Here is a 15,926-nt window from a genome sequence, read left to right as displayed (position 1 = left end):
CCTAGGTGAATAAACATATTCTACACAAATAAATCCACAACAGCAATAATGCTGAATCCTATAAAATCACTGTATTAGCACTTAACAAAAATAAAGTTATACACATGTTGTGGATAACTTTGTTAATAAGTTAAAGCTACCACTAAATGTAGTATGTGATAAAATTTTAAAAAAATTTAAATTATTTTTTTCCTAAAGAACACCTTCAAAATGGCGTATACATTGACTTTGTTATGGTTTGAAAGTATAATATCGTGATGTATGTGCCTTTGGAATTTAGAAGACACAACTATATTAGATTATATCAAACGTTGATATGGAAGGAGAAACTAACAATGAAAAGAACTTACCAGCCTAAAAAGAGGCAGAGACTTAAGGAGCACGGCTTCAGAAAGAGAATGGCAACTGCAAGTGGCAGAAAGGTTCTCAAGAGAAGAAGAGCTAGAGGTAGAAAGAGCCTTACAGCTTAATAGCTGATAGAAGGTAAAGTGATCATGCTCAAGGAATCAACGCTAAGGAATCAGCTTGACTTTAAGGTTGTCTATAACAAAGGCAAATCTAAAGTCTCGAGATTCATGGTAATTATCTACAAAAAGAACGGGCTTAAGTATTCGCGATTAGCTTATGTTTCTAGTAAAAAGGTTGGAAACAGCGTTAGACGCAACAGATCGAGAAGACTCATGAGAGAGGCTTATAGATTACTAGGCTGCGAAGTTAAGAACGGGTACGACGTTATTTTTATAGCTAGAAATTCTATAAATGATCACAAGTGTGAAGAAGTTAGAAGGTCAATGTACGGGGTTCTTCGTTCGGAACACCTTCTAGACAAGTAAGGGCTTTTACAATGATAAAGCTTTTAAAGAACATTATTAAACGCATATTGATAATTATCATCAGAGGATATCAGAAATTTATTTCGCCTTTATTCCCTTCAACGTGTAGATTCTATCCTACATGCAGCACGTATTTTATACAGGCGCTCGAGAAGTACGGCCCTTTTAAAGGAACTTATTTAGGAATAAAGAGAATACTTAGATGTCATCCGGGAAACCCCGGAGGATATGATCCTCTAAGATAAGAAAGGACAGAATATGGGATTTATTGCGGTGCCTTTGGGTTATCTACTAACGTTTATCTACAAATTAGTTGGTAACTACGGTATTTCACTAATAATACTAACGGTACTCGTTAAGCTGCTCCTCTATCCTCTCTACTTCAAACAGATTAAATCGACAGCTTCGATGTCTTCGCTTCAGCCTAAGATGAAGGCTATTCAGGAGAAGTATAAGAACGACAAAGAGAAGATGAATGAAGAGATGGCTAAGCTCTATAAGGAAGAGAATTTTAATCCGATGGGTGGTTGTCTTCCGATGCTTATCCAGGTACCTATAATTATGGGGCTTTTCACGCTTCTCAGAAATCCTATGAGGTATATAGCTGATGAGAATATGATTTTCGCTGTTCATCAGTCGTTCCTATGGATTAAAGACCTCGGACAGCCTGACCTTTGGATTCTTCCAATTGCTGCAGCTGTTTCAACATACATCTCTTTTGCGATGACACAGCAGCTTACAGGTCAGAATGAAATGATGGGTGGCCAGGGAAAATCAATGAACATGATAATGAAGTATTTTTTCCCACTCAGCATCTTATGGCTTGCTAGAGCTTACCCAGCTGGACTTGCTATATATTGGGCAGGTGGACAGTTCATTCAGATTTTCTTGAACATCAGAATGAATAAGTTCCGCTCTAAGCTCAAGGAAGAGCAGGAACTTGAAGAAAAGAGAAGACGTGCTGAGAAACAGCTTGAGAAGATGAAGAAAGCAAGGATGAAAGGATAATGATGAAAGCTTCAGAAAAATGGGGAGTTGATGTCGACACAGCCGTAGAGCTTGCGCTTCAGGAACTCAAACTCACCAGAGATGAAGTCAACGTTGAAATCCTTGAGGAATCGAGCAAAGGATTCCTCGGTATAGGATCTAAACTTGCTAAAGTGAGAGTTACTCCCAAGAATGACGGTGCTGATAAAGCACATAAAGAAAAAGCAACTTTCGATGATATAGACAGAATCCTCGCTGGTCTTCCTGAGAATAACACTGTTGTTGTTCCTGATGAGATCAGAAAAGACTATGATAAGTACGAAGAGGAAGAGCTTGAGGATGCTCGTGCAAGCGAGCGTGCTAGACAAGGCGAGAAGAGAAAATCTTCTAGACCTAAGAAGAGTAGAGAGAGAAACAAAAAAAATCATGGTAATTTTGAAGCAACTCTACTTCTTGATGTCGATAAGCTAACACCAGTGCAGGATCATCCAGTTGAAGCATTCCTAAAAGAAATCACAAAAGAGATGGGCATTGACCTCGATTTCGAAGTTAAGGAAGGCAAGGATCTTATCTATGTAAATGTTACTGGTGCAGACACTGGTACAATCATCGGCAAGAGAGGACAGACACTCGATGCTGTTCAGTATCTAGCTAGCCTTGTAGTTAACAAGGAAAATGGTGGATACACAAGAGTGGTTATGGACGCTGAGAATTACAGAGCTAAGAGAGAACAGACTCTCGTAAGTCTTGCAAATAGACTAGCTGGTAAGGTGGAGCGTTCCGAGAGAAAGATTACTCTTGAACCAATGAATCCTTACGAGCGTAAGGTTATTCATTCAACACTTCAGAACCATCCAAGTGTAACGACTAGGAGTGAGGGTAAAGACCCTTATAGAAGAGTTATAATCGAGAAGAAATAACACTGAGAGCCCATCTATGATGGGCTCTTTTCGTCAATAGGAGAATTTATGGCAGATACTATTGCTGCAATTGCAACGCCTCTAGGGGAGGGTGGAGTAGGTATAGTTCGTGTGAGTGGACCTAATTCACTATCCATTATGAAAAGCATATATCGTGAATGTCCTGATGAGGTAATCCCTCGTCACGTTTACTATGGTCATGCTATCGATAATAACGGAACAGTTATAGATGACATGGTATCGATATACATGAAAGCACCTCATACCTTTACAGGTGATGATGTGGTTGAATTTCAGGCGCATGGAAGCAATGTATCTCTAAAGCTTATCCTAAGAAGTGTAATCTCCTCTGGGGCAAGACTTGCAGATCCAGGTGAGTTTACTAAAAATGCCTTTCTTAATGGTAGGCTAGACCTATCTCAAGCAGAAGCTGTGATTGATCTTATAAAAGCGAGAAGTGAGAAACCACTTAGCATTGCTTCTGAGCAGCTTAATGGTAGCCTAGGTCAGGAAATTATAGATATTCGTAATCATATTAAAGACGTGCTAGCTCAGATGGCTGTGAATATAGATTTTCCAGATGAAGACATAGAGCAAGTTTCTTATGATGAGTTCTTAGCAGAACTTATGAAGCAACAAGGTAGGTTAGGTAAGCTTATTAAATCTGCTGAATTTGGCAAGCTTGCAAGAGAAGGGATAAAATTAGCGCTCGTTGGTCGTACAAACGTTGGGAAATCATCTCTTATGAATGGATTGTTAGGAGAGGATAGAGCGATAGTAACTAATATCCCGGGAACTACGCGTGATACGATCGAGGAGAGTGCAACAATCGGTGGATATCCGATTGTGATTGTTGATACTGCCGGAATTAGAGACACTGATGATGTAATAGAGCAGATTGGCATTGAAAGATCTAAGAATCAGATTGATATTGCTGATTTTGTGATTATGGTTATCGATGGCAGTAGTAGTCTCGAAGACGAGGATTTTGAAATTGCCAAGCATATAGAAGGGAAACAGGTACTTCTGGTTGTAAATAAAGAAGACCTTGGAGTTAATATATCTGAAAGTGAAATTGAAAGGATTAAAAGCATACTTAACTGCACAGGTATAGTTTATGCAACTGTAAAGACTATCGAGGGAATCGGGAGAGTGCGTGAGGCGATAGAAAAAATTTTTACAGAAGGATTTGTTAAGAGTGATGGAGGAAATATAGTCACAAATGAGAGGCACAAAGATGCTCTCGTGAGAGCAAGTGAGTCATTAGCTCAAGGTATAGACCTTTTAGAAATGTGTGAACCACTTGAAATTGCTGAAATAGAGGTGCGAGATACCTTTCAGATATTAGGAGAGATAATCGGAGAAACCGCGAGTGAAGAGATTCTCGATACGGTTTTCTCTAAGTTTTGTTTGGGAAAATAAGTATGAATTTGCAGGAAATTAAAAATTCAAATAAATATAGTATGATGGGTGAATACGATGTAGTTGTCGTAGGTGCTGGACACGCAGGTTGTGAGGCTGGTCTTGCTTCTGCAAGAATCGGATGTGAGACACTCCTTCTCTCCATGAACCTCGAATCTGTAGCGATGATGCCTTGTAATCCTTCTATTGGAGGAACTGGCAAGGGTCACCTCGTGTGTGAGATAGATGCTCTCGGTGGAGAGATGGGGCTTAATATCGATAAGACCTTTATACAGAGCAAGATGCTTAACACATCTAAAGGACCAGCTGTTCATTCTCTCCGTGCGCAGGCGGATAAGACGAGATATCATCTCGAGATGAAAAAGACCATCGAGAATGAAGAAAGACTAAGTCTTAAGCAGGCGGAGGTTGTTGATCTTATCATCGATGATGGTGCGGTGTGCGGAGTAGTAACGAGAACCAACTCCATTTATTTGTCTAAAGCGGTCATTATGTGTACAGGAACATTTCTGGCTGGTAAGGTATTTATAGGCGAAAGTGCGTATTACAGTGGTCCGAGTGGTCTAGCTCCTTCGATGGAGCTTGCGGACAAGCTGCACGAATATGGTCTCCCGATGCGTAGATTCAAGACTGGGACCCCTGCTCGCATGCTTGCCTCGACACTTGATTATGACAAAATGAAGCAGCAGGATGGAGATGAAGAGATTATTCCTTTTTCATTTATGAATGAAGGTAAGGAACTTGGAAGAAATCAGATATCGTGCTGGCTCTCTTATACAAATAGTGAAACGCATAGGATTATCCTTGAAAATATAGAGCGTTCGGCGATGTACTCCGGCAACATTGTAGGTGTCGGTCCCAGATATTGTCCTTCTATTGAAGATAAGGTTTCGAGATTTAAGGATAGGGATAGACATCAGTTATTCGTTGAGCCAGAGGGTCTGGATACTGATGAGATGTATATACAAGGTATGTCTTCTAGTTTACCAGAAGATATTCAGGAAGAGTTTTATCACACTATTCCTGGACTTGAAAATGCTGAAATTGTCAGACCAGCTTATGCCATAGAGTACGATTGTGTTGATCCAACAACTCTGAAGCCTAGTCTTGAGAGCAAGCTTATAGATAATATGTTCTGTGCTGGACAGTTTAATGGAAGCTCTGGATATGAGGAAGCAGCTGCGCAGGGTCTTATAGCTGGAATTAACGCTGCGCGTAAGATTAATGGTGAAAATCCTCTAGTGCTCGGAAGAAACGAGGCTTATATTGGCGTTCTAATCGACGATTTAGTGACTAAAGGTACTATGGAACCTTATAGAATAATGACGTCTAGAGCGGAATTTAGGCTTATTCTGAGACAAGATAACGCAGATCGACGTCTGACAGAGATTGGATATGAGTATGGACTAGTTTCTGATGAGAGATATTCTAAGTTTATCGCGAAGAAAAAACTTGTAGATGGAGAGATAGAGAGACTGAGAAATAAGTATGCTGAATTTAGTAAACTTAATGAATTTTTAGTATCTCAAGGCAGTCATGAGGCAACGAATAACAATATTACTTTTTATGATCTCCTAAGAAGGCCAGAAATTTCCTACGAAGCATTAAAGGCAATAGATGATGAAACTAGACCAGAGCTTAATAGAGCTGAGAGATACGAAGTTGAAGTTAGAATTAAGTATGCAGGCTATATCGATAAGCAGCTAGCGCAAGTTGAAAAAATGAGAAAGCTCGAGAATAAGAAGCTTCCAGAAAATATCAATTATAATGAAATCAATGGCCTCAGACTTGAAGCTAGGCAGAAGCTTTCTGAGATTAATCCAATTAGCATTGGTCAAGCGAGTAGGATTAGCGGAGTTTCTCCGGCGGATATAAATGTACTTCTGATTTACTTAGAGAAGGAAAGAAGAAGTAATGAGCGAAGCGAGAGGAATGAGTATGAAGGATAAGTTAATCTCAGAACTGAATAGTAGATATGGGAGCGATAATACCGATAAGCTAGTCAGATACATGCAAAGAATCCTTGAAATTAATGAAAATATCAACCTTACGGCAGTTAGGGTAGAGGATGAATTTCTTGAGAAGCATATTGTTGATTCTCTAGCTTGCAACGATTATGAGGAATTTCAGAGAGCTAAGTTTGTTGTTGACATGGGGACAGGTGGTGGATTTCCGGGCATTCCGCTTGCTGTAACAAATCCAGATAAAAAGTTCATTCTGGTAGATTCCCTAAACAAGCGACTTAAAGTAATAGGTCAAGTTGCTGAGGAGATAGGGATTAACAATATTGAACTTATTCATATGAGAGCTGAGGATATGGGGCACAATATTAAGTATCGAGAGAAGGTAGATGTGTGCGTATCTCGTGCAGTTGCTTCTCTTGATATATTATCTGAATGGTGTCTTCCGCTAGTGAAAAAAGGGGGTTATTTTATTCCGTATAAGGGGGAAAGTGCGGAAGATGAAATTGCTTCTGCTGATGCTGCTATTAAGGTTCTTGGTGGCAATGTTGAAAAGATAGAGAATCCTTCAGAGGATAAGAACGCTATATCTGGACATAGGCTCATTTTTATAAGAAAGTACAATAGTACCCCGAAGAGGTTTCCACGCAAGCCGGGAATTGCGAAAAAGAGCCCTATACGTTAAAAAGACTTAATCCTATAATGTAATAGATTAAATTGTAGTAGTGGGTAGTTAAAATGTTTCACGTGAAACATTTTAACTACCCACTACATATTGTTTCACGTGAAACAATGAGAAGTCTTTTCACTAAAAACTCACGCAAATATAAGAAGAAATAGACGAGAATTGTGGATAGGAAAGCCATAATATTATATAATTACACTAGTGAAATCTCGAAAAGGAGACTTATATGGGAAAGGCAATAGCAATATTTAATCAAAAGGGTGGAGTTGGTAAAACAACTACCAATATAAACCTGAGTGCCTGCCTCGCTGTACAAGGCAAAAAGGTTCTAGTAATCGATATAGATCCACAGGGTAATACAACTAGTGGAATAGGAATTAAGAAAAGAAAATTAACTGATACATTATATGATGTATTGGTTAATAAAGATTACGATGTCCACAAAGCTATCCTTCAAACGAAGACAGCCAATCTGGATATTATTCCTGCGAGTGTAGATTTGGCTGGAGCTGAAATTGAGCTAGTAAATATTGAGGGAAGAGAGAGAAGACTCAAGAAAGCAATCGAGCAGGTTAGAGGAGAATATGATTACATATTCATAGACTGCCCTCCATCACTTGGATTATTAACAATTAACTCGCTGACGGCAGTTGACAGCGTACTAATACCAATTCAGTGTGAATTTTACGCATTAGAAGGGGTCAGTCAGCTTATGAGCACTGTTGAGCTAGTGAAAAAGAATATGAACCCAGACCTTCAAATTGAAGGAGTAATCCTTAGCATGTTTGATGGTAGAACGAACCTAGCAATTCAGGTAGTACAAGAAGTTAAGAAGTACTTTGGTAAATATGTATTTTCAACTGTAATCCCAAGAAACGTAAGGCTCGCAGAGGCGCCAAGCTATGGGATGCCTATTGTTAAGTATGATCCTTCATCGGCAGGTGCAAAAGCTTATAACAAATTTGCACTAGAGTTCCTAGATAGAGAAAAGAGGAGAAAGAAGAAAAATGGCTAAAAGAAAAGGTGGTCTAGGAAGAGGGCTCGATGCACTCTTCGCAGATGCAGCTCCTCTGTTTGAAGAAGACTTGGAACAAAACGAGGAAGAAGATATAGACACGAAACTGCTAGATATCATCGACGATGTAACAGGAGATAAGAGCAGAGAACGTTTTGATTCGAAAAGTAAGGCTAAGAGCAACAAAAAGCATAAGACAAAATCAGATAGAGACGAAGCAAAAGGAAATAGCTTGAGCAGCACCAAAGAAGACAAGACTTCAAGAGAACATGCCGTTCAGTTAGAAGAAAGAAATATAAAAGATTCAAAAGGTGAAACTTCCCAAACGCAAACAGCTTCAGCGAAAATCGAGGTTGATGAAGATAGGGTTTTATATATCGATATTAATGACATCAAACCAAATAAAGACCAACCACGAAAGACCTTCAATGAAGAAAAACTAAAAGACCTTGCGAACTCCATCAAGGAGAATGGGGTGATTCAACCTTTAATCATCAGAAAAGCACAGAATGGTTACGAGCTTGTTGCTGGTGAAAGAAGATGGCGAGCAGCTAGGATTGCTGAAATCAAGAAGGTTCCTTGTATAATAAGGAATTTTGACGAAAAGCAGAACATGATAGTCGCTATCATAGAAAATATGCAGCGAGAAAATCTCGACCCTATTGAAGAAGCACTTGGTCTTAATGAGATGATCAAGCGATTCGAGTTCACACAAGAGCAGGTATCAAATGCTTTAGGAAAGAGCAGAGCATATATAGCAAACTCACTTAGACTTCTGAAGCTACCTGAAAAAATACAGAACATGATTATCGAGGGACGGATTTCAGCTGCACACGGTAGAACGATTATCACAATCAAGGATGAAAAGAAACAGATAGAGGTTTGTGACAAGATAATTAGAAATGGACTATCTGTGAGAGCAGCAGAAAGGCTTACCGAGAAGATAAAGGATGACGCAAGACCTGAGCGTAAGAAGAGAAAGCCATGTGTCAATGCGGAAATTGTAGCAGTAGAGGATGAATTAAGAAAGATATTTGGCACAAAAGTCAACATAAATGGCAAGGCGTCAACTGGAAAGATTGAGATTGAATATTACAGTGTAGATGAATTGAACAGGTTGATAGACATGCTTAGAAGTATAGAGTAGCCAAAGTTAGGAGTAGAAGATTTATGAACAAAAACGCAGGAAATATAGCAGGCGCAGAGTTTCTTGAGAGCTTGCCAGTGCCGGCGTGTATGGTCAATAAAGAAGGAGTCGTTGTATATGCGAATTCGCTCATAAAAAACGTGTTTGCATATGATGACATAGTGGATGGAAATTTCTTTGCGCTTACGGGAAGTAAGCTTGAAGATTTAGAAGAGGCTCGAGATACAGGCACAGAAGTGAAGATAAAGCGTAACGAGCAGATTTTTGTGTTAAACACAACTCGCGAGGAGCGAGAAGACGGAATAATAACAGTTTTCTTCAACAATGTAACTGAACGCGAGACACTTCGTTCAAACTACAGAGATGAACATGTGTGCCAGATGTACATCAGCCTAGATAACTACGATGAACTGATTTCAAATTCGCCTTCAGACAGTAAGATGACAGTTCCAGCGGAGGTGGATAAGATTCTAAGTAAATGGGCAGAATCTAACAACGCCGCTATAGAAAGTATCAGCGAGGATACGTATCTTGCTACACTTTACAGGCGAGACGTTGATAACTTGATCGAAGGAAGATTCTCCATTTTGGATACAATTAGAGCCATCCAGCCCAAAGACGATTTTCCAGTTAGTCTAAGTATAGGCGTTGGAATGGGAGTACGAAACCTGCAGGATGCCACAGAGCTTGCGGAAGCAGCACTTGATCTCGCTATGGGACGTGGTGGAGACCAGGCGGTAGTCAAGAACGGTGATAGAACTCATTACTATGGCGGAAAGCTCCAGTCGATGGAGAAAAACAACAAAGGAAAATCGAGAATTATCGCACATGCGCTAAAGCAGTTAGTTAGAGAGAGCTCAAATGTAATCGTAATGGGGCATCGTTGGCCGGATATGGACTGCTTTGGTTCTGGAATAGGGGCTTATAAAATTGCAAAGCACATGGAGAAGGATGTTGCAATTGTGATCGAGGAGTACAACGAGGCTTTGCAAGCTATCTACAAGCAAGCTGTTGAGACCGATGACTACGAGATTGTGAATAGGGAAAAAGCGATAGAGCTTTGCGAGGAGAAGACCCTTGTAATTGTTGTCGATACACATAGACCTGGAATGGTTGAATGTCCTGAAATCCTTGAGAAGGCTGATAAAATTGTCGTTATCGACCACCATAGACTGTCCGATGATTCGATAGACAATGCGATACTATCATATGTTGAATCATATGCGTCCTCAGCGAGTGAACTTATGACGGAGATTATCCAGTACACTTCTAACAAGAAGATTGTCAACAAGTTCGAAGCAGAAGCTTTGTTAGCTGGAATAACGGTAGATACGAATAGGTACTCTATTAAGACTGGGGTAAGGACATTTGAAGCCTCTGCGTGGTTAAGGCGTGTAGGTGCTGATACTACTGAAGTTAAGAGGTTTTTTCAGTCGGAGGTTACGTCGTTCCAGATGAGAGCAGAGGCAGTTGCCAATGCTGAATATATGGACGAAGGTGTTGCGCTTTCGATTTCTCAGGGATATTCGACAGATGCACAGATTATCAATGCGCAGGTTGCGGACGAGCTATTAATGGTTAAAGGAGTGAAAGCTTCGTTTGCTGCGGGCAAGAATGATAAGGGCAAGACAGTGATAAGCGCGAGATCTCTCGGGGAAGTCAATGTTCAGTTGATTATGGAGAGATTCAATGGAGGAGGGCATCTTAATTCAGCAGGTGCTCAAACTGACATGGAGCCAGAAGAAGTAATAGCGGAACTTAAGAAGATAGTACCAGAGTATTTGGGAACAGATGGCGAAGAATCGGATGCTTACGGACAGGAGTAAGGGATAGAGCTTCGGAAGTGTCCAAATAGGCGAGGAATGTATATAAGATTGAAAATGTGTTAGTAAAATAAAAAAGGATTTACAAGAACAACAAGAATCTAAGCGACGAGAATTAGTAAAATAAAGGCGACAGGAAATTGCACAGAAGAAAAAGGAGGGCAATATGCAGATTATTTTAAAGAAAGACGTTAAAGGAACGGGTAAAGCCGGAGACGTTGTTAAGGTAAGTGACGGTTATGCAAGAAATCGCTTAATTCCAGGTGGATTTGCAATTGAGGCTACTCCTTCAAATCTCACGAAAGTTAAGAGAGATAAGGCTAACCGCGAAGAGCAGATTGCACTAGATAAGGCAGAAGCTAATCAGGTGAAAAAGGTGCTCGAAGGAGAGGTTATCAAGCTTAAGACTAAGGTTGGTGAGGGCGGAAAGCTATTCGGATCGATTACCTCGATGGATATTGCTAATGCAATCAAGGAGCAGACAAAGCTCGATGTCGACAAGAAGAAAATAGTGCTGATAAAGCCAATTAAGGAAATCGGTGAACATGAAGTCGATATTAAGCTATACACAGATATTACAGCTCGCATCAAGGTGGCTGTCACCGAGGAATAAAAATGCCAAATGAAATAAACAGTCAACTTTCGGAGGCCCTAGAGCCTCCGAAAGACATAGAAGCGGAGAAGGCGGTTCTAGGGTCGATGATGCTAAGCGACGATGCCGTTCAGGACGTCGTGGACATACTTAAGCCAGAGGATTTTTACCTCAAGGAACATCAAGAGATATATAAGATGTTCATGAGTATGTTCAGAAGAAGCATAACTATTGATCTTATGACGACGAGAGCGGAGCTTAACAAGGTACATCAACTTGAGCTAGTCGGTGGTATGACATATCTGAGCAGACTGTCAGGTGATGCGATTAACCCTTCAAATGCAAAGTTCTATGCACTCACCGTCGTTGATAAATCGAAGATGCGAAAGCTCATCAAGTCTGCTGACACTATGCGAAAGAACGCATACGATGGAAGCATGGATAGTGAACGGATTCTCGACGAGGCAGAAAAGGAAATTTTTTCAATCGCACAGGCTTCACAGCGCAAGAACTACTCCCCTATTCAGGAAGTGCTGCAGACTAATATTCTCCAGATAAATGAGCTGGTGAGGAACAAGGGGCAGCTTCCTGGTATTACAACTGGATTTAGAGATATTGATAAAATGCTCGGCGGTCTCAAGAAGACCGACCTTGTTGTGCTTGCAGCTAGACCTGGTATGGGAAAGACTGCGTTTGCGCTTAACGTAGCAGAAAATGCGGCGATGGCAGGTCATTCGGTGCTCGTGTTCAGCATGGAGATGTCCAAGGAACAGCTGGGACAGAGAATGCTCGCCATGTCAGCAAGAGTCGATATGGAGCACATCAAGAACGGAACTATCGAAGACGACGAATGGTTCAGTATCGACACAGCTCAGGAGAAATTCGAGAGTGTGAATCTCAATATCGACGATACAGCGCAGATCTCGATTCTCGAGATGAAGAACAAGTGCCGAAGACTAAAGGAGAAGAGTGGGCTTGACCTCGTAATCATTGATTACTTGCAGCTCATGTCCCTCGGCTATGGCGGAGATAACAGAACTAATGAAATAAGTGCGATTACCAGAAGCATCAAGATTCTTGCAAAGGAGCTTGACGTATGCGTAATCCTGTTATCGCAGCTTTCCCGTGCTTCTGAGCAGCGTAAGGATCATCGTCCGATGCTGTCTGACCTCAGAGAGTCTGGCTCAATCGAGCAGGATGCAGATATCGTAGTATTCCTAAAAAGGGATGACTACTATCAAAATGAGGATGAAGAGGCTGATACTTCATCAGGGAACACATGTGAAGTAATTATTGCCAAGCACAGGAGTGGTCCTACGGGAACCGTTAACCTGGCTTGGATTGCAAGGTACACGAAGTTCGGAAACCTCGAGTACACAGTATAGATTTGTATAAAATAAGTTTTTCAAGGAGAACCATGAACAACACTGAGTTTGTTACAGAACAGAATAAAGACGTCTACCTGTTTAGCACGGAAGTCGAGAACCTCATGATAAACGAGTTCTTTACCAGTGCGAACGGTGACTATGTAAAAGTGTATTTGCTTGGTTTGATGCGTGCAAAACACGGGATAGTAGAGGACAGAAGTAAGACTGCAAATGTTCTTGGCATAACTCCAGACGAAATCGATGCGGCGTGGGACTACTGGGAGAGCGTTGGCGTTATAAGACGAGACTATATGCCGGACGACTCATATAGAGTGGTTTTTTTAAGCCAGATTTCAAGATTTTACGGAAACAAGAAAAGTAGAAGCTCTGGAAGTGAGTCAGAAGAACAGGATTCGCGCCTTGTAAATCTCGATCTAAAGCACCTATATGACACTTACGAGAGTGCGAGCGGAAGAAGCATACCTTCTAGCGATGCCCGCAAGATAGCCGATACCATTGGTACATTCGGGGTTTCGCCAGAGGTGTACGCTTATGCGATAAAATACAGCAGTGATAACGGTCATAACGATGTTCGTTATATAAACAAAGTCGCTATTAATTGGCACAAGGAAGGATGCAATACCGAGGCAGACGTAAAGGCGCTTCTGGATAAGGACGCGAAACGAAGATACCTATATGGCAGGATATTCAAGGAGATTGGATTTAATCGCCAATGGAATTCCGGGGACTGCGAGATGATGGATCGCTGGTTCGACAAGTTTGGATACAATATAGAGGAAGTTCTTGAGGCTGTGAAGCTCACTGCAGGAAAGCGTGAGCCATCACTTAGATACGTCGATGCCGTCTTGGAAAACAAATATCGCAAAGCTGGAGGGATTGAGCCTAGCTACAAAACCAATAATCAGAACGGTACCCAAGGAACTAGATCTGCAGGCGATAAGTCGATGCAAGTAGAAAAGATAGGAAGTACAAACTCGGAAGGCAGTGTAAACGTCAGTAAGCGAGTTCTAGAGGAGTATTATAAGTACCTCAGAGAAAAGGCTGTGCATGATCAGAAGGAGAAACAGCAGAGGCTTGAAACAGAAATGCCTATAATGCAGAAATTTGCAAGTATTGAGGCGGATATCAAAGAAAAGCTACTCGCTGGACTTGGAAGTATAGGCAAGGAAAAACGGACGGAATTGCTGCAGAGACAGAAGGAGCTTATCGAGCAAAAGAAAGAGTTCCTTGCGGTGAACGGGTATCCGGAGGATTATTTAGAAGTTAAATACAAGTGTCCGATATGTAAGGACCACGGAATTATGGACGATGGAATGCGCTGCTCTTGCGTTAAAGAGAGAGCAGATGAGGCTTATAGATGGAACAAAGACAGGCAAATAAAGTAGACAATAAAGATAACAATTTACAGAATGTAGAGAATATGGAGAAAAAGCAGATGGCTCCGTCTAAGGCAGAGAAGAAGGCAGCACAAAAAGCTGCTGGTAAGCAGGCAAAAGAAGCTAAGAAGGAGAAAGCCGAAGCTGCCAAGAAGGCGAAGAAGCAAGCTAAGCAGGATAAGGTCAGAGCCATAGAGCAGAAGAAAAACGAAGCCAGGGCTGCTAAGAAGGCCGCAAGGGCAGCGAAGGGGCCTACCGTATGGAATAAAATTGGTTCTGCGATAGCCACAACTGCTGCTGCACCAATCTATCTGCATGACAGGATCCAAGATGCTTCCGACAGGTTCTTCATTGGATGTGGGTTCAGTCTAGCTACAGAGTATCATGACATGCGTGTCAGATATAAGGGAAGTGGAGCCAAGATGGTGAGCGGGCTTTTTGCTTTGATTATCATGGTCTGTGGTGTGTTACTGACGATGCAGCATTACACAGTCTATGAATATGCATATAACGGGCGTGTACTCGGATATGTAAAATCCGAAGATAGTGTCGTCGGGCTTTTGGACGTTGCAGGAGACCATATGTCATCGAATAACAATGGTGCACGCATCAAGTTTATCGCTGGCAATAATGTGACATTTAGGAAGGTTTCAGCAGCAGAAAAGGATTTAGATGATGCTGACACTGTTATGAATAAGCTGACATATATGACGGATATTGAGGTTTCTGCGTATGGCATCTACCAGGACGGCAAACTTCTGACGGTTGTAGAGACGAGGGGAACAGCGGATTCCCTAGTTAAGGAAACTCTTGCTCACTATAAAAAAACTGCAAAGGGCATGAAGCTTGAGCAGATTAAGTTCGCTAAGAAGGTAGAGGTTAAGCAGCTGGATGTAATGCTTACTAGCGTTCAGAGTAAAAAGCAGGCTTCGGAGCAGCTTCTTAACGGCGGAAATATTAACATGAGCCACATCATAAAAGAAGGCGAGAACATAAACAGCGTCGCTAGGAAGTATGATGTAAATGTCAAGGACATGAGTGGCAAGAATAGCGAGCAATCCGTGAATGACCTTAAGCCGGGAGACCTTGTAAATATGGAAAAGAAGGTTTCGCCGCTTGAAGTTAGAACCGTTGAGACTGGAAAGATGTCAGAAGAAATCCCATATGAGACAGAGAAACAGGAGACTAAGGATCTCTACAAAGGCGAGTCTCTAGTCGCACAGGAAGGTGTTAACGGAAGACAGATAATCAGCGGAACGATTACTAAAGTAAACGGTAAGGAAATAAAGAGAAATATCAAGCACAAAGAGGTAGTTGTTCAGCCGATTAAGAAAATCGTTAAGGTCGGAATCAATGATAAACCTAAAACTTCATCGAGTGGCTCGTATGCAGTGCCTATAAAGAACAATTACGTTATCAATAGCAACGGAAAGTTCGGAAGCAGATGGGGAAGAATGCACGAAGGATTAGACTTCTCTTGCCCAACAGGAACACCTATTTATGCTGCCGATGGGGGAACTATTACTAAGGCCGGTACGTTCGGTGGCTACGGAAACTGTGTAATTATCAAGCATGATAATGGACAGGAAACACTATATGGACACTGCAGCAAGATAAACGTAAGCGTCGGTGATAAGGTATATAAGGGACAAGTAATCGCAAACGTAGGAAATACAGGTCGAAGCACGGGCGCCCACCTTCACTTCGAGGTTCATGTCGGAGGAAAGGCTGTGGATCCATGGAGCTACATATTCTAATTACAGGGACGACAGATTTT

Annotated in this window: 15 protein-coding genes; all 15 read left to right on the top strand. The window is 41.4% G+C overall.

The features are described 5' to 3' along the window. Window positions 1-335 precede the first annotated feature (335 nt). The 15 genes from rpmH (at window position 336) to Q7O90_RS05665 (ending at window position 15,906) form a co-directional block, all read left to right on the top strand. Entirely contained in the window at window positions 336-470 is a 135-nt protein-coding gene (gene rpmH / locus Q7O90_RS05735; RefSeq protein ID WP_106057755.1) for a 50S ribosomal protein L34, read from the top strand. A gap of 24 nt (window positions 471-494) precedes the next feature. Then, the gene (rnpA, locus tag Q7O90_RS05730; RefSeq protein ID WP_106057754.1) at window positions 495-833 is read left to right on the top strand and encodes a ribonuclease P protein component; all 339 of its coding nucleotides are present in this window, start codon (window positions 495-497) and stop codon (window positions 831-833) included. A gap of 11 nt (window positions 834-844) precedes the next feature. Continuing rightward, on the top strand, window positions 845-1,078 hold the full coding sequence (gene yidD, locus Q7O90_RS05725; protein WP_094233508.1) for a membrane protein insertion efficiency factor YidD: 234 nt from the start codon (window positions 845-847) through the stop codon (window positions 1,076-1,078). A 13-nt stretch (window positions 1,079-1,091) separates the two neighbouring features. Continuing rightward, window positions 1,092-1,841: a YidC/Oxa1 family membrane protein insertase gene (locus Q7O90_RS05720; RefSeq protein ID WP_304128515.1), complete on the top strand. Its 750-nt coding sequence runs from the start codon at window positions 1,092-1,094 to the stop codon at window positions 1,839-1,841. Then, window positions 1,841-2,740, top strand: a complete 900-nt coding sequence (gene jag, locus Q7O90_RS05715) for an RNA-binding cell elongation regulator Jag/EloR (RefSeq protein WP_304128513.1) — start codon at window positions 1,841-1,843, stop codon at window positions 2,738-2,740. Before Q7O90_RS05720 ends, jag begins: the two co-directional genes overlap by 1 nt. A gap of 48 nt (window positions 2,741-2,788) precedes the next feature. Beyond that, entirely contained in the window at window positions 2,789-4,162 is a 1,374-nt protein-coding gene (mnmE, locus tag Q7O90_RS05710; protein WP_304128512.1) for a tRNA uridine-5-carboxymethylaminomethyl(34) synthesis GTPase MnmE, read from the top strand. 2 nt (window positions 4,163-4,164) lie between these two features. Beyond that, window positions 4,165-6,111 (top strand): tRNA uridine-5-carboxymethylaminomethyl(34) synthesis enzyme MnmG, encoded by a 1,947-nt coding sequence (gene mnmG, locus Q7O90_RS05705; protein ID WP_330667059.1) that lies wholly within the window; start codon window positions 4,165-4,167, stop codon window positions 6,109-6,111. Beyond that, window positions 6,077-6,808, top strand: a complete 732-nt coding sequence (gene rsmG, locus Q7O90_RS05700) for a 16S rRNA (guanine(527)-N(7))-methyltransferase RsmG (protein ID WP_304128511.1) — start codon at window positions 6,077-6,079, stop codon at window positions 6,806-6,808. The genes mnmG and rsmG overlap by 35 nt, the downstream gene beginning before the upstream one ends. 226 nt (window positions 6,809-7,034) lie before the next feature. Then, window positions 7,035-7,823: a ParA family protein gene (locus Q7O90_RS05695; protein WP_106057749.1), complete on the top strand. Its 789-nt coding sequence runs from the start codon at window positions 7,035-7,037 to the stop codon at window positions 7,821-7,823. Then, window positions 7,816-8,970 carry a ParB/RepB/Spo0J family partition protein gene (locus tag Q7O90_RS05690; protein WP_304128509.1) on the top strand — a complete coding sequence of 385 codons (1,155 nt, stop codon included), beginning with the start codon at window positions 7,816-7,818 and terminating at the stop codon, window positions 8,968-8,970. Before Q7O90_RS05695 ends, Q7O90_RS05690 begins: the two co-directional genes overlap by 8 nt. A gap of 23 nt (window positions 8,971-8,993) precedes the next feature. Then, complete coding sequence (locus Q7O90_RS05685; RefSeq protein ID WP_304128507.1) at window positions 8,994-10,796, top strand: DHH family phosphoesterase; 1,803 nt, start codon at window positions 8,994-8,996, stop codon at window positions 10,794-10,796. Between the two features lie 163 nt (window positions 10,797-10,959). Further along, entirely contained in the window at window positions 10,960-11,406 is a 447-nt protein-coding gene (gene rplI, locus Q7O90_RS05680) for a 50S ribosomal protein L9 (protein ID WP_304128506.1), read from the top strand. Between the two features lie 2 nt (window positions 11,407-11,408). Continuing rightward, the gene (dnaB, locus tag Q7O90_RS05675; RefSeq protein ID WP_304128504.1) at window positions 11,409-12,770 is read left to right on the top strand and encodes a replicative DNA helicase; all 1,362 of its coding nucleotides are present in this window, start codon (window positions 11,409-11,411) and stop codon (window positions 12,768-12,770) included. A 32-nt stretch (window positions 12,771-12,802) separates the two neighbouring features. Then, window positions 12,803-14,158 carry a DnaD domain protein gene (locus tag Q7O90_RS05670; RefSeq protein ID WP_304128502.1) on the top strand — a complete coding sequence of 452 codons (1,356 nt, stop codon included), beginning with the start codon at window positions 12,803-12,805 and terminating at the stop codon, window positions 14,156-14,158. Next, the gene (locus Q7O90_RS05665; protein WP_304128500.1) at window positions 14,131-15,906 is read left to right on the top strand and encodes a M23 family metallopeptidase; all 1,776 of its coding nucleotides are present in this window, start codon (window positions 14,131-14,133) and stop codon (window positions 15,904-15,906) included. The genes Q7O90_RS05670 and Q7O90_RS05665 overlap by 28 nt, the downstream gene beginning before the upstream one ends. The last annotated feature ends 20 nt before the right edge of the window (window positions 15,907-15,926 follow it).

The sequence above is a fragment of the Mogibacterium diversum genome (assembly GCF_938028775.1).
Classification (GTDB): domain Bacteria; phylum Bacillota; class Clostridia; order Peptostreptococcales; family Anaerovoracaceae; genus Mogibacterium; species Mogibacterium diversum_A.
Note: the sequence above shows the minus strand (reverse complement) of the source record. Positions and strands in the feature narration are given on the sequence as shown.

Excerpts from the sequence above, each read along its gene's own strand:
- rpmH (WP_106057755.1), top strand. The coding sequence starts at position 336 with ATGAAAAGAACTTACCAGCCTAAAAAGAGGCAGAGACTTAAGGAGCAC.
- rnpA (WP_106057754.1), top strand. The coding sequence starts at position 495 with ATGCTCAAGGAATCAACGCTAAGGAATCAGCTTGACTTTAAGGTTGTC.
- yidD (WP_094233508.1), top strand. The coding sequence starts at position 845 with ATGATAAAGCTTTTAAAGAACATTATTAAACGCATATTGATAATTATC.
- Q7O90_RS05720 (WP_304128515.1), top strand. The coding sequence starts at position 1,092 with ATGGGATTTATTGCGGTGCCTTTGGGTTATCTACTAACGTTTATCTAC.
- jag (WP_304128513.1), top strand. The coding sequence starts at position 1,841 with ATGATGAAAGCTTCAGAAAAATGGGGAGTTGATGTCGACACAGCCGTA.
- mnmE (WP_304128512.1), top strand. The coding sequence starts at position 2,789 with ATGGCAGATACTATTGCTGCAATTGCAACGCCTCTAGGGGAGGGTGGA.
- mnmG (WP_330667059.1), top strand. The coding sequence starts at position 4,165 with ATGAATTTGCAGGAAATTAAAAATTCAAATAAATATAGTATGATGGGT.
- rsmG (WP_304128511.1), top strand. The coding sequence starts at position 6,077 with ATGAGCGAAGCGAGAGGAATGAGTATGAAGGATAAGTTAATCTCAGAA.
- Q7O90_RS05695 (WP_106057749.1), top strand. The coding sequence starts at position 7,035 with ATGGGAAAGGCAATAGCAATATTTAATCAAAAGGGTGGAGTTGGTAAA.
- Q7O90_RS05690 (WP_304128509.1), top strand. The coding sequence starts at position 7,816 with ATGGCTAAAAGAAAAGGTGGTCTAGGAAGAGGGCTCGATGCACTCTTC.
- Q7O90_RS05685 (WP_304128507.1), top strand. The coding sequence starts at position 8,994 with ATGAACAAAAACGCAGGAAATATAGCAGGCGCAGAGTTTCTTGAGAGC.
- rplI (WP_304128506.1), top strand. The coding sequence starts at position 10,960 with ATGCAGATTATTTTAAAGAAAGACGTTAAAGGAACGGGTAAAGCCGGA.
- dnaB (WP_304128504.1), top strand. The coding sequence starts at position 11,409 with ATGCCAAATGAAATAAACAGTCAACTTTCGGAGGCCCTAGAGCCTCCG.
- Q7O90_RS05670 (WP_304128502.1), top strand. The coding sequence starts at position 12,803 with ATGAACAACACTGAGTTTGTTACAGAACAGAATAAAGACGTCTACCTG.
- Q7O90_RS05665 (WP_304128500.1), top strand. The coding sequence starts at position 14,131 with ATGGAACAAAGACAGGCAAATAAAGTAGACAATAAAGATAACAATTTA.